The organism is Bacteroides timonensis (genome assembly GCF_000513195.1).
Lineage (GTDB): Bacteria > Bacteroidota > Bacteroidia > Bacteroidales > Bacteroidaceae > Bacteroides > Bacteroides timonensis.
The window spans coordinates 49706-64010 of the sequence record NZ_CBVI010000024.1 but is presented as its reverse complement, the minus strand read 5'-3'; the positions used below and the strand labels follow the sequence as shown (position 1 = coordinate 64010).

Sequence of the window (14305 nt, the reverse complement as noted above, 5' to 3'; positions counted from 1 at the left end):
TAATTAGCTTTGAGCTAGATAATGTTGCGCCTAATCACGCAACGTTATTACTGTAATTTCCGGCCATGCCCCGAAGCGGAACGGCAGTCCTACATAGCCGATTCCTATATTGACATATAATCCCCGATCTCCTTCAGTGTACATCCCTCCCCATTCGGGATAAATCAGCGAAGCAAGTGAATGACCGAACATGATAGCCTGCATCGCATGAGTATGTCCGGCAAGCATCAGCTCGATGTCTGTATCCGGCAGTACTTCCCGGCGCCAGTGCGTAGGATTATGGCTTAATAGAATACGGAACATTCCATCTGTACCTTTAGTCGCTTTTTTCAGGTCGGCAAATTGTGAGAAAGGAGGTTCACCATCATTCTCTACACCGATAAGTGCGATGCTGTCCCCCTCATGATGTAATATATCATACTCATTGTTCAGTAGTTTCCATCCCATTGCCTTTTGCATCCGAACCAGATTGTCAATGTTATTAACCTGTTCTTTCAGGTTTTTCCAATGATAGTAACTTCCGTAGTCATGATTACCCAGAATGGAATATACTCCATCTTTGGCATGCAATTGCGCCAGAATGTCCTGAAATCCTTCCAGTTCGCAACTTCTTTGGTTCACCAAGTCACCGGTAAATACTATCAGATCGGGTTTCTGGGCGTTTACGAGTTCTACCAGTTCATTGATGGGTTTCTCATTGTCTATCCAGCTGCCGATATGTATATCCGATAGTTGCACGATACGGTAACCGTCAAATGCTTTCGGAAGATTGGGGTGGTGAAATTCGATATCCTTCACTTCAAATTTGCTGATACCCACCAGGGTGCCATAAAGTATATTAAAGAAACTGACTACACCCAATACTAACCCTACAGCCGTAAACGGTGAACGGGGCCAGCGCAGCAAATAGTGAAAAGGCAGCCCCACCAACGAACATATCATAAAGATGGTCTTGGGGATGGCAAACAGGAAAATGCAGATAGCCAGTCTTCCGATGGCTTGTGCATGGTGTGCCATCGCATTTTCGCCTATGCCCTGCATCAACAGAAAGTAGCCTGCTATCAATAAAAGAGTGGGGATCCAGTGCGCAATGCGCAGCCAGGTGTTTTTAGTTTTCCGAACAATGTACATAAAGTAGATGTACAAATCGGGGATCAATAAAAAAAGGATAAGGAGTAGGGTTATTCTGTGCATATATCTTCTAATTCTTCTATATTTTTTTTGATGTCGTTAAGGAATTTGTAAGCTACTTTTTTGTATAGCAGATAGATGATGGCAATGTCACACAATACAAAGAATGCAATCAAAGTGGCCTGAACACCGAAAGAAGCTTTGTAATAGCCCATCACCCAATAATTGAGTACATTGAAAACAATCACCCATGCGGAAATAGCGATAATTTCATATTTCGTCCATCGGCGGAAACTTGCCATACGTTTGCTTACTATGGCTACAGGCATTTCATCTATTTTCGTGTTTCTTATCCAGCGATAGTTTTTGTGATCCCACCAGATTCCCAGCAGAATACTGATGCCGACAAATATTACGAGTGTATTAATCCTGGGTTGCCATTCTTCGTTGATCTGAAAGATGGACGGCAGTAACCAAATAACCAGAAGGAGAGCCAGTCCCACGACTCCAATACCTATGGAGAAGCGTTGCCAACCCGTAAGGCGCCCTATGCTTTTGCGTGCGTTTGCCTTGTATTCGGCAATCATGCCCGCAATCTGCTTTTCATCGGCAATTGGTTCTTTCTTCAATTGCTCGTCCAGCGCATTCCAAGATTTCTTTAGTTCATCCAATTCCATATTATTCCTCCTTGTTCATTTTTCTAAGTTTGTCTTTGATCCGGCTGATTTTGGTAGCGACGTTTGTTACCGTCAGGCCGGTGATTTCAGCAATTTCCTCGTAGCTTTTTTCTTCCAGATAAAGCAGAATAATAGACTTTTCCAACGGGCCCAGACGGTTAATCATCCGGTAGAGCTGCTTTAGCATGGCTTGTGTTTCGTCCGATTCTTCCATTCGGTCGGAGTCCTGGCTTAGAGTCACGATTTCGGGAATGTTCTTTTCTTTGCGAATAAAGCTAATACAAGTATTCAGTGCGATGCGGTAAATCCATGTGGATACTTTGCACTCTCTCCGAAACTTGGGGTAGGCTCTCCACAAATTGAGCACGACGTCCTGATACAGGTCGTTAAGAGTAGCATTCGGCGTCGTGTACAGATAGCACACTTTATATATGACGCGTTCATACTCCCGTATCACGGACAAGAACTCCTGTTCTACATTCTCCATCGTCTGTTTCTTGCTTCTTGAATTGCTTTTGCTCTGTTAGTCGCAAAGGTAATTAGAAAATCACAAGGGTGTGATTAGATTTTAATCATTTAGTATTCCTTTTAGGCTATTTGGCTGTTGAAATTGCTTTTTTGGCTAAATATTATAAAAAAAGAGTTTGATAATTATAAAAGAGTACATTATCTTTGCAAGGATACTATTAACAACAATATAAGAGAACGATGATGAAATATTTTATTGGAGTGTGTTGTGCAATGCTGCTGGGTTTGTCGGCATGTGGTGATATTGATAGCCCGGAGTTTCCGCCCTCTGAGGTTAAGAGTGAAGTAAAGGAGGTGGTGGATTTTTCATATACCGAACTGGAAAATTTAGAATCTACCCATGGTATGCATCTTAATTACCGCAATAGGGTGTATGTGTTTTCAGCTGATATAGTGCTGGATTCTCCTTATCAGTCATTCGGGCATATTGAATACTTTATATCTCCTGACAAAGACAATTTGACGGATAAGGCTTTGTTGTCATATAGCTTCGATTATAACAATGTATATAGTGTCTATCCCGAGTATTATTATGGTTGGCAAAGTACTACAGCTATTTGGTATTTTGATCATTCTGATTGGCAGGCCGGTACCTATTATTATCGTGCGGTTGCTTATAGTAACAGTTGGGGTAGTGGTCCCGGTATCCTTCATGACTGTTTGCAGCAAGATAGCAGGCAAGCTACTTTGGATGATCTTAAGTCCTTTACGATTCCTACGAAATACCTTCCTTATGCAGATTTAGGATATGCTAATGAGAATGAAGTATCAGTTTACTTTGGGGTGGATGGATTTGAAGGAAGATTTAAAGAGGTTGGGGTTTGCTATTCCGATGTAAATCAACTCCCTACCATTGCTGATAAAACGTATGTTTCTGAGTCGGCTGATGGCATGCATTTTATTGGCCCTCTTCTGCAGAAGGCTTATTATATGCGTCCTTTTGTAGTAACGAAAGATAATGATACGATCTACGGATATGTTCAACGGATTCAATACTCAAGATAAGAAAGATGAAAAAACTGATTATAACCATGCTCATGGCGATTGCCGGACTGACAACCCTCATGGCACAGCAGACGCACGATATAAAAGGTGTGGTAACTGACAAGAGAAACGAACCGATAGTAGGTGCTTTGGTCACCGCAGAAGGTACCGACATCAGTTCAATAACCGATATCGACGGTAAATTCCTGTTGCGGGATGTACCTGTTGATACTAAGAAAGTGATCGTAGAGTCAATCGGTATGGAGACTACCGATGCAAAGATTGACCGGCCGATAATGATGGCTGCCCGCCCGAAGCGTCTTTCGCTGGTAGTGGAAGCCGGAATGGACTGGAGCCGTTATACGGCAGAGGGCTCTGATAGCAAAAACGGTTATCACTTTGGTGTAGGTATGGAAGTGCGTATGTCTAAGCGTTGGGCATTTCGTCCGATGGTGCAACTGGCCAGTCGGGGTGCGGAATATAATTTCACGGAAGGATCATACTCTTATAAGGAAACCTGGAATCCGTTGATGCTGGATGTACCGTTGAATTTTCTGGTACGTTATGACCTGGCTCGTAATATGAGTTTGGTACTTTCTTTCGGCCCGGTATTTTCATGGGGACTTAGCGGTAAAGTAAAAGTTTCAGAAACGGGTAAGGAGGATGCTGAATATGACATTTATAGTAAAAATTATGAGAGTAGCTGGGGAAATTATAAGCATGCATTGCTGCATCCGCTCGGGTTCGGTATGACTTATGGCATAGGTGTGGAATATAAGAAGCTTATGATAAACGTTTCCGGTAAGAATATGGGAATTATTGCGGAGGATGAAGGACTGGGAGATGTGAAGGAACATAACTTTGTGCTGGGTGCCAGTGTTTCATACCGTTTCTAATCCTACTTATCAAATGTTGAATTTATAAAGAATACTATTATATAATGAAACGAATAATTATATTAGCAATTATAGGCCTCTGCATATCAGGAGCATCTATGGCGCAGGGACAAAAACTGAAAGGCAGACTTATTGATAAGGATCATTATCCGGTGAAGAATGCCAAAGTAACCGTAAAAGGCACAAATTTGAGTGCTACTTCTGATAAGGATGGTAATTTTTTCATTGAAGATGTACCGTTGTACCTTGATTCTATTCAGGTGGAGAAAGGTCGGAAAGACATCACCGTTAACACACCTATGAAGATTTCGATGGGACGGTTGGTTATAGATAAGCGTTTTTCCTGGTTTGTGAAGGCAGGTGTAGGTGTTAGTCGCTTTTTGGGTGCTGACGAGACGAAGGATAAAGTGTCTTTTCATGTCGGGGGAGGTGTAGACATTAAAATGGCCAAGCATTGGTCTTTCCAGCCGGCAGCTTACATTGCGCACCGTGAAATGGAGGGCAACACATGGTATTATAGTAATGAAACTACCAATTATAAATTGACATATCTGGAAATTCCTTTGCTGTTTGCTTATAAGTTCCGTTTAAGCTCCTCGATGAACTGGGTAATTGCTGCCGGCCCTTATGTAGATTGCGGTATTAATGGAGATATTCGTGATGTGAGACAACTTCAGAGTCCTAACCCGGATGGCTATGGCTCTCAGTATACATACGAAACAGAAGAATCTGAAGCTTTTGGTAAACGCTTCACCGGTGGAGCAGCTTATAGTATGGGGGTAGAAGGACGCCATTTCACATTCGGACTGACCGGACGTACAGGTTGGACTTCATGGCGTAGGAGTGAAGGATTTACGAATCTGGAGTTTGAAATAGGATATAAATTCTGAATAGAACACTTGCGGTTGCATCAGCTTACACTTGCGGCTGCGTTGTCTTACACTTGTATAAGTGTGAGCTGACGCAGCCGCAAGCATATAATAACGCAACTATAAGCTGATGTTATTCTTTTTAATAGGGAGAAAGTTAGAGATTGGCCGCCAAAAACTTTCTTACTTCATTAATTGGCATTCCTCTGCGTCGTGCATAATCTTCCAATTGGTCATTTCCAATCTTGCCTACTGCAAAATATCGTGCGGCAGGGTGAGCCAGCATTAATCCGCAAACAGTGGCGTGTGGACGCATAGCGCCGTTTTCTGTTAGCGTAATGCCTATTTGCTGCATATGAAGTAATTCATTCAACAGAAAGTTGACAGACTGATCGGGCAGAGAAGGGTAACCGACGGCAGGACGTATGCCTTGGAATTTTTCCTTTAACAACTCGGGGATGGAAAGGTTTTCGTCCTTTGCGTACCCCCAGGCAACTTTACGCACGTATTCATGCATCTTTTCGGTGGCGGCTTCGGCAAGTCGGTCGGCAAGTGTCTGTACCAACATACGTTTGTAGGGATCATCCTCATAGAGAAGTTCAACTTCTCCGTCACAGGAAGCTGCAAAAATACCTACCGTATCAGGTGTACCGGAAGCAAGGGGACGAACAAAATCGCTGAGGCAGAGAAAAGGACTGCCATCCGGATGGGGGATCTGTTGGCGGAGTAAAGGAAAGCGTGTGCCGTCCAACAGTAAATTATCCCCATCGGCATTAGCCTTGCAAAGACGGAAAATGGTGTGTACATGATAAGTCTCATCCAGCTGGTTAAGCATCAGGTTAGCTTCTTTGAGTAGCTGCATTGCCTCGGCAGCTTTGGCACGATCATCCTCAGAAAAAGTCGTAAGCCAGGAAGCACGGCAAGCATCGCAGCCGTGGATATCCGCAATGGCGGCGAAGCGAGGCTGAAATCCCCATGCATGAAAGAAGTATATCCAATTGATGTATGGAGTAACGTCATGGATGGCGTACGTCAACACTTTATCCGCAGGGCTGTTCATCATTTATCTTTGTAATCGAATCTCAACTCTTCGCCACGGTAAGTATCATCTACTTGTCCGTCACTGTATATCAGGTGTCCGTTAGCAAATGTTTTTTCTACTTTCCAGCGGAAAGAATTACCTTCAAGCGGGCTCCATCCGCACTTGCTGAGAATATTCTCAGAGTTGACTTCCCAACGGTCTCCGTGGCTGACAAGTACAAGGTCAGCCTTATAGCCTTCGCGGACATAACCGCGATCACAGATACCATATATCTGGGCAGGAGCATGGCACATTTTTTCTACAATGGTTTCAATAGAGAAAATTCCTTTTTCTGCCAGTTCGAGCATGCTGACCAGAGAGAATTGAATCATGGGCATACCCGACATGGCTTTCAGTGCGCCACCTTCTTTTTCGCTGAGCAGGTGGGGCGCATGATCGGTAGCAATCACATCAATCACTCCGGTATTGACGGCATTCCGTAAAGCATCACGATCAGCTTGTTTTTTTATGGAAGGATTACATTTGATGCGTGTTCCCAGTTCTTTATAGTCCTGTTGGCGGTATAACAGGTGTGCGACACAGGCTTCGGCTGTAATATGCTTTTCTTCCAGCGGTATATCACTGAAAAATTGCAGTTCTTTGGCTGTAGAGACATGAAGCACGTGCAGACGTGCACCCGCTAAGCTTGCCATGCGTACCGCAAGTTCTGTTGAGGCGTAGCAGGCGGCTGAAGAACGTATGTTAGGATGCTTGCTGATAGGAACTTCCGGTGCATCACTGAACATTTTCTTATAGTATTCAGTGTTTTTTTTGATGATTTCCTGGCTTTCGCAATGGGTAGCAATCAGCATATCTGTTCCATTGAATATATTGAGCAGACTGTTTGTTTTGTCTACCAGCATATTTCCGGTACTGGAACCCATGAAAAGTTTGATGCCGCATACACGATGTTTGTCCAGCTGGTTGAATTCCGTATAGTTATTATTAGTGGCTCCGAAGTAGCAGGAGTGGTTAACGATACACTTCTCATTCAGTAAATCAAACTTTTGTTCGAGCGCACTAAGGGTGGTAGTCAGAGGGTTGGTGTTCGGCATATCCATGATGGAAGTGACACCACCTGCGGCGGCTGCACGACTTTCGGTGAAAATATCCGCTTTGTGGGTTAATCCCGGATCGCGGAAGTGTACATGGTCGTCGATAACACCCGGCAACAGGCAACAGCCGGTAGCGTCTATGGTTTCATCACAAGGGACAGAGAGCTTTTTCCCATAGGTAAGTATTTCGGCAATCCGGTCTCCTTCAATCACTACGGAACCTTGTACAGAGCGTCCCTCGTTCACTATTGTTGCGTTATGTATCAGTGTTCTTTTCATCTTCACTAATCATTTATCATTAATCACTAATTGTTTTTTACTGCTTGCGGGTATTTATGGAACCAACTATGCATTTTCAGTTTGATAACACCGAAAACGGCCTCTCCAAAGATACTGCTGTTCATTTTCGAGGTACCCAGTTCCCGGTTGATAAAGATAACCGGTACTTCCACAATCTTGAAACCGCATTTGTAAGCAGTGAATTTCATTTCAATCTGGAAGGCATAACCTTTGAAGCGGATACCATCCAGGTCGATTGTCTGCAATACCTCACGACGGTAGCACTTAAAGCCGGCGGTCGTATCATGTATCGGCAGTCCGGTGATGAGGCGTACATACTTGGAGGCAAAGTAGGACATCAATACCCGTCCCATAGGCCAATTCACTACATTGACGCCACTGACGTAGCGTGAACCGATAGAGACATCGGCACCTTCTTCGGCGCAGGCTTTGTACAGGCGTGGCAGGTCGGCAGGGTTGTGGCTGAAATCGGCATCCATTTCGAAGATGTATTCATAATTATGTTCCAGCGCCCATTTGAAGCCTGCGATATAGGCAGTACCCAGTCCCAGTTTGCCTTTGCGTTCTATCATGAACAAACGTTCGGGGAACTCTTGCTGAAGGGTCTTGACTATGTTGGCAGTGCCATCAGGCGAGCCATCTTCTATAATCAGGATATGGAATACTTTTTCCAGGGCGAAAACGGCACGGATGATGTTCTCGATGTTTTCCCGTTCGTTGTATGTAGGAATGATAACGATGCTGTCCGATGTCTGCATATTCATAAAAGGAGGTTCTAAATTGGGAACAAAGTTAAGTGTTTTCTACCACATACGAATAAAACTAAGGATTATTTAGTAATTTTGCGCCCGTTATGATGACTATTACCGAGCTACAACAACGATATGCCGCCCATCCCAATGTGGAAGCTATGAGTGGTTTACTGAAGAATCCGTCTGTACGCACTCTTTTCTGTGGCGGACTATGTGCTTCTGCTGCTTCACTGTTTTCGTCCGTGCTGGTGCAGCGTGGAGAATTTCCTTTTGTTTTTATTCTGGGCGATCTGGAAGAGGCGGGATATTTCTACCATGACCTTACGCAGGTGCTGGGAACAGATAAAGTCTTGTTTTTCCCTTCTTCATTTCGCAGGGCAATAAAATACGGACAGAAAGATGCTGCGAATGAAATACTTCGTACTGAAGTGTTGAGTCGCTTGCAGAAAGGTGAAGAAGGGCTTTGTGTGGTGACATATCCTGATGCATTGGCCGAAAAGGTCGTTTCCCGGAAAGAATTGGGGGATAAAACCCTGAAACTGCATTCGGGGGAGAATGTGGATACGAACTTCATCATGGAAGTATTGCGTAGCTATGGCTTCGAGTATGTAGATTATGTGTATGAACCGGGACAATATGCCGTACGTGGTAGCATTATCGACGTGTTTTCTTTTTCTTCCGAGTTTCCGTACCGTATTGACTTCTTCGGGGATGAAGTGGAAAGTATCCGCACGTTTGAGGTGGAGACACAGCTTTCCAAGGAAAAGAAAGATAGCATTGTAATTGTCCCCGATTTGAGCCGTAGTCTGGAGCAGGGTGGTGCGAGTGGCATGGTTTCGTTTCTGGATTTTCTGTCGGCGGATACCGTACTGGCAATGCGTGATTTACTTTGGTTGCGTGAGCGCATTCAAACAGTGCATGATGAAACACTTACTCCACAGGCAATTGCTGCCCGCGAAGCAGAAGAAAGTGGCTGTATAACCTTAGATGGCAAGCTGATTGACGGAAGCGAGTTTACACTCCGTGCATTGGATTTTCGTCGTATGGAATTTGGTAATAAACCGACAGGTACACCGGATGCTACGATTACTTTTGATACGTCTGCACAGCCTATCTTCCGCAAGAATTTTGATATGGTAGCTGAGAGTTTCAAAGAATATATGGAGAAGGGATATGCGTTGTACATCTGTAGCGACAGCATGAAACAAACTGACCGTATCCGTGCCATCTTTGAAGACAGGGGGGATCAGATTGCATTTACGGCCGTGGAACGTACGTTGCATGAAGGGTTTGCCGATAATGCCTTGCGGCTTTGTATCTTTACGGATCATCAGTTATTCGACCGTTTTCATAAATATAATCTGAAGAGTGACAAAGCGCGTAGCGGTAAGGTGGCTCTAAGCTTGAAAGAGCTGAACCAGTTTACTCCGGGAGATTATGTCGTACATACCGATCATGGAGTAGGGCGTTTTTCAGGACTGGTGCGTATTCCTAACGGAGATACGACACAAGAAGTGATGAAACTGGTCTATCAGAATGAAGACGTGGTGTTTGTTTCCATTCATTCATTGCATAAAGTATCTAAGTATAAAGGTAAGGATGGTGAAGCTCCCCGCCTGAATAAGTTAGGTACCGGTGCCTGGGAAAAACTGAAAGAGCGCACCAAAACTAAGATTAAGGATATTGCACGCGATCTTATCAGGTTATATTCTCAGCGTCGGGAGGAAAAAGGATTCCAGTTTAGTGTGGACAGTTTCCTGCAGCGGGAGTTGGAAGCATCGTTTATCTATGAAGATACACCTGATCAGAGTAAAGCTACGGCGGATGTAAAAGCAGATATGGAAAGTAATCGCCCGATGGACCGTTTGGTTTGTGGAGACGTTGGTTTCGGTAAAACGGAAGTGGCAGTCCGTGCAGCTTTTAAGGCGGTGGCGGATAATAAGCAGGTGGCTGTCCTGGTACCTACGACAGTGCTGGCTTACCAACATTTTCAGACGTTCAAGGATCGTTTGAAAGATTTGCCTTGCAAGGTGGAGTATTTAAGCCGTGCCCGCACGGCAGCGCAGGCAAAAGCAGTTATAAAAGGTTTGGCTGCCGGAGATGTGAATATACTGATCGGTACACATCGTATTTTAGGTAAAGATATACAATTCAAGGACTTGGGATTACTGATTATTGATGAAGAGCAGAAATTCGGGGTATCTGTAAAAGAGAAACTGCGCCAGCTGAAAGTGAATGTAGATACCTTGACTATGACGGCTACACCTATTCCCCGCACATTGCAATTCTCATTGATAGGGGCACGTGACCTGAGTGTGATACAAACACCTCCGCCCAACCGTTATCCTATTCAGACTGAAGTGCATACCTTTAACGAGGAAGTGATTGCTGATGCCATCAACTTTGAAATGAGTCGTAACGGACAGGTGTTCCTTGTGAATAACCGTATTTCCAATTTGCCCGAATTGAAAGCAATGATTGAGCGGCACATTCCGGATTGCAGAATAGCTATCGGACATGGGCAGATGGAACCGACAGAATTGGAAAAGATAATCTTTGGCTTTGTCAATTATGACTATGATGTATTGATAGCTACTACCATTATAGAAAGTGGTATTGATATTCCAAATGCTAATACCATTATTATCAATCAGGCACAGAACTTTGGTTTAAGCGATCTTCACCAGATGCGCGGCCGCGTGGGAAGAAGCAATAAGAAGGCTTTCTGTTATTTGCTGGCTCCTCCTCTGTCTTCTTTGACTCCCGAGGCGAGACGTCGTTTGCAGGCTATTGAGAACTTCAGCGATTTGGGTAGTGGAATTCATATTGCCATGCAGGACCTCGATATTCGTGGTGCAGGCAATATGTTGGGGGCAGAACAAAGTGGTTTCATTGCCGATCTTGGTTATGAAACTTATCAGAAGATATTAACGGAAGCTGTTCACGAATTGAAGACTGATGAGTTTGCCGATCTCTATGCTGAAGAGTTGAAAGCCGAAGGTGGTGTCATTAGTGGCGAACAATTTGTTGATGAATGTCAGGTCGAAAGTGATCTGGAACTGTTGCTTCCCGCTACATACGTCGCGGGTAGTAGTGAGCGTATGTTACTTTACCGCGAGTTGGATAGTCTGACATTGGATAAAGATGTAGAGGCTTTCCGTAACCGGCTTATCGACCGTTTTGGTCCTGTTCTGTCAGAAACGGAAGAGTTACTGCGTATTGTGCCGTTGCGTCGTCTTGCTGCCCGCCTTGGTGCGGAAAAGGTTTTTCTTAAAGGCGGACGTATGTCGCTATTCTTTATTTCCAATCCGGAAAGCCCCTATTATCAGAGTCAGGCATTCGGTAAAGTTATTGCATACATGATGAAGTATACCCGTCGCTGCGATTTGCGCGAACAGAATACCCGTCGTAGTATGCTGGTGAAGGATGTGAAGAATGTGGAAACGGCAGTTGGTGTTTTGCAGGAGATTGTGGCGATGCAGGTGGAAGAAGGATAGTTTTCTGATAGCTATCGTCCAAATTGTATCGCAAATCCCAGATTAAAGAATGTAACATTGTTTTTAAACCAACTATGGTCTATTCCGTCATCATAATCGTATGGATTGGAAAGCCGTGCGTCGGGGTTTGCAAACCAGTCGGCTGTGAGTATATCTGCACGAAACACTCCTGATAATTTCTTGGTAATGTAGAATTCGTAACCCATGCCGAATGACAGTCCGCAATACCCTCTCTGAAAAGACATTCCATTCCGTTCACCTCGTTGGTAAGTACGTTCCTGATAGTTCATGTAGCCTATGCCGAATGAAAGAAACACCCCTTGGTTTCCCTCGCTCCACAAGTAACGGTAAGTTATATTGGGATGTATATAATGGAGGTGCATTTTATCCGGCAGACGAGCTACCCGTAAGTAATCATACTGAAGCCCTAGGGCAAAGTTGGGCATGAAGTAGTAGCGTCCTTCTGTCATCAGGTTGTATCCCGCACGGTCGCCATTTTTACTGAAAAAGTCATTACGGTTTCCTTCTACGCGCGGCAATGTTAGTCCGCCACCCAGTGAGATACTGAAGTTTTGCGGCAGGTAGTCTTGTGCTTGCAAGGTTGTGCTTGCATAACTCAAAAAGAGAGTGAAGAGAATAAAGAGTCGTTTCATCATTGGTAGATTAATATTTATCGTTTTCCATATAATTTGTCTATCAAATCCATCCGTCCGATACGGCGCAGTTCGTTGATGATGTTCTTTCGTTCTTCCGGTTTATACCAGAAGAAAAACTGACGCTGCGCCAGCTTTTCACGTGGCGTTTTGGCACTGAATACAGGCTCCAATGTGTATGGATGATAGCCGGTATACCAGGCTTCAGTGGCTACGGTCATGGGGGTGGGGGTAAAGTCTTGCACCTGTTCCAGATGAAAATCAAGGCGTTTGGTGATAACAGCCAGTTCTGCCATGTCCTCTTCCTTGCAGCCGGGATGACTGGAAATGAAATAAGGAATCAGCTGTTGTCGCAATCCTTCTTCGCGGTTGATACGATCGAATATCTTCTTGAATTCCTGGAACTGGCCGAACGAGGGCTTGCGCATGATACTCAATACCCGGTCACTGGTATGTTCCGGAGCCACTTTAAGGCGACCGCTTACGTGGCGGGCTATTAACTCGCGGGTATATTCACTCGTGCTTTTATTAGTTGCCGGATCTTTGCTTTGGTGCAAGAGCAAGTCGTAGCGTACACCACTGCCGATGAAACTCTTTTTGATGCCGGGTAGAGTGTCTACCGCATGATAAATATCCAGTAAAGGACGATGGTCGGTATTCAGGTTCGGACAAACTTTAGGAAGGATACATGAGGGGCGCTTGCACTTCTTGCAAATGTTCTCATCCCTCCCTTTCATCCGGTACATATTGGCGGATGGACCGCCAAGGTCACTCAGGTATCCTTTAAAGTCGGGAAGCTCCATGAGTGCCTTTACTTCTTTAAGAATGCTTTCTTTACTGCGGCTTACAATAAACTTTCCCTGATGTGCCGAGATCGTGCAGAATGCACAACCACCGAAACACCCACGATGGATATTCACCGAAAACTTAATCATATCGTATGCCGGAATTCGCTTGTCTTTGTATTTGGGATGAGGCAGACGGGTGTAGGGCAAATCGTACGAACGGTCGAGTTCAGCTTCCGTCAGGGGTGGGTAAGGAGGATTGACAACAACAGTCATGTTATCCACTTCCTGTGTAATACGGGAAGCTGTATATTTATTACTCTCTTCTTCAATGTGGCGGAAATTGGCAGCCTGCTTCTTCTTGTCTTTCAGACATTCAGCATGAGAAAAGAGACGGATATCTCCTTCTTCACTGATGAAGTCCGTTGTCTTGCATAGGTAAGCAATTTGCGGAATGGTATTTAGTGATAACCGCTTATCATTGAATCTTCTTATCAGTTCCACCACAGGTTTTTCTCCCATTCCGTAAATCAGCAAGTCGGCCCCGCTTTCTATGAGAATGCTTTTCATAAGCTTATCCTGCCAATAATCATAATGCGTCACGCGGCGCATGCTTGCTTCGATACCTCCCAATACGACGGGAACGTCGGGATATAATTTCTTCAGAATTTGAGTGTAAACAATTGAAGGGTAATCCGGACGCATATCCGGACGTGCATCCGGTGTATAGGCATCGTCACTACGTAAACGCTTGTTGGCAGTGTATTTGTTTACCATAGAGTCCATACATCCGGGACTGATACCAAAGAACAGGCGGGGACGTCCTAACTTCTTGAAGTCGCGTAAGTCATCCCGCCAATTGGGTTGAGGTATAATCGCCACGCGCAAACCCTCTGCTTCGAGGATACGTCCGATAACAGCAGCCCCGAAAGAAGGGTGGTCTACATAAGCGTCACCACTGAACAGGATAACGTCCAGTTCGTCCCATCCGCGCAACTCCACTTCTTTTTTCGTTGTGGGCAACCAATCAGTCAGTCGATATTCTTTCATGCCGCAAAGATACGCATAAAATGAAGTTCAGCCAGAAAATGCATAGT

At 44.6% G+C, this 14305-nt stretch carries 12 protein-coding genes; 4 read left to right on the top strand and 8 right to left on the bottom strand.

The window, feature by feature from the left end:
• Positions 1–30 precede the first annotated feature (30 nt).
• From BN161_RS07105 to BN161_RS07095, 3 genes are read right to left on the bottom strand one after another with little or no spacing between them, the layout of a single operon-like run.
• A complete protein-coding gene (locus BN161_RS07105; RefSeq protein WP_044264304.1) occupies positions 31–1194 on the bottom strand; it encodes a metallophosphoesterase in 1164 nt (387 codons plus the stop codon).
• Entirely contained in the window at positions 1182–1808 is a 627-nt protein-coding gene (locus BN161_RS07100; protein ID WP_044264303.1) for a hypothetical protein, read from the bottom strand. Before BN161_RS07100 ends, BN161_RS07105 begins: the two co-directional genes overlap by 13 nt.
• 1 nt (position 1809) lies before the next feature.
• Positions 1810–2295, bottom strand: coding sequence for an RNA polymerase sigma factor (locus BN161_RS07095; RefSeq protein WP_007214467.1), 486 nt, complete (start codon positions 2293–2295; stop codon positions 1810–1812).
• Between the two features lie 221 nt (positions 2296–2516).
• Here BN161_RS07095 and BN161_RS07090 point away from each other — a divergent pair, with 221 nt between their 5' ends.
• From BN161_RS07090 to BN161_RS07080, 3 genes are read left to right on the top strand one after another with little or no spacing between them, the layout of a single operon-like run.
• Positions 2517–3341 (top strand): hypothetical protein, encoded by an 825-nt coding sequence (locus BN161_RS07090; RefSeq protein ID WP_044264302.1) that lies wholly within the window; start codon positions 2517–2519, stop codon positions 3339–3341.
• A gap of 5 nt (positions 3342–3346) precedes the next feature.
• Entirely contained in the window at positions 3347–4216 is an 870-nt protein-coding gene (locus BN161_RS07085) for an outer membrane beta-barrel protein (protein ID WP_044264300.1), read from the top strand.
• Positions 4217–4260: 44 nt separating this feature from the next.
• Complete coding sequence (locus tag BN161_RS07080; protein WP_044264298.1) at positions 4261–5106, top strand: outer membrane beta-barrel protein; 846 nt, start codon at positions 4261–4263, stop codon at positions 5104–5106.
• A gap of 136 nt (positions 5107–5242) precedes the next feature.
• Here BN161_RS07080 and BN161_RS07075 read toward each other — a convergent pair whose 3' ends face one another.
• From BN161_RS07075 to BN161_RS07065, 3 genes are read right to left on the bottom strand one after another with little or no spacing between them, the layout of a single operon-like run.
• On the bottom strand, positions 5243–6148 hold the full coding sequence (locus BN161_RS07075) for a vitamin B12 dependent-methionine synthase activation domain-containing protein (RefSeq protein ID WP_044264295.1): 906 nt from the start codon (positions 6146–6148) through the stop codon (positions 5243–5245).
• Entirely contained in the window at positions 6145–7500 is a 1356-nt protein-coding gene (locus BN161_RS07070; RefSeq protein WP_044264292.1) for a dihydroorotase, read from the bottom strand. Before BN161_RS07070 ends, BN161_RS07075 begins: the two co-directional genes overlap by 4 nt.
• 26 nt (positions 7501–7526) lie before the next feature.
• The gene (locus tag BN161_RS07065) at positions 7527–8279 is read right to left on the bottom strand and encodes a polyprenol monophosphomannose synthase (protein WP_044264364.1); all 753 of its coding nucleotides are present in this window, start codon (positions 8277–8279) and stop codon (positions 7527–7529) included.
• A gap of 98 nt (positions 8280–8377) precedes the next feature.
• Between BN161_RS07065 and mfd the strand changes: the two genes are divergently transcribed.
• A complete protein-coding gene (gene mfd / locus BN161_RS07060) occupies positions 8378–11770 on the top strand; it encodes a transcription-repair coupling factor (protein WP_044264362.1) in 3393 nt (1130 codons plus the stop codon).
• Positions 11771–11781: 11 nt separating this feature from the next.
• Here mfd and BN161_RS07055 read toward each other — a convergent pair whose 3' ends face one another.
• Positions 11782–12423, bottom strand: coding sequence for an outer membrane beta-barrel protein (locus BN161_RS07055; RefSeq protein ID WP_044264359.1), 642 nt, complete (start codon positions 12421–12423; stop codon positions 11782–11784).
• Positions 12424–12440: 17 nt separating this feature from the next.
• Positions 12441–14258 (bottom strand): YgiQ family radical SAM protein, encoded by a 1818-nt coding sequence (locus BN161_RS07050; RefSeq protein WP_044264289.1) that lies wholly within the window; start codon positions 14256–14258, stop codon positions 12441–12443.
• Positions 14259–14305 lie beyond the last annotated feature (47 nt).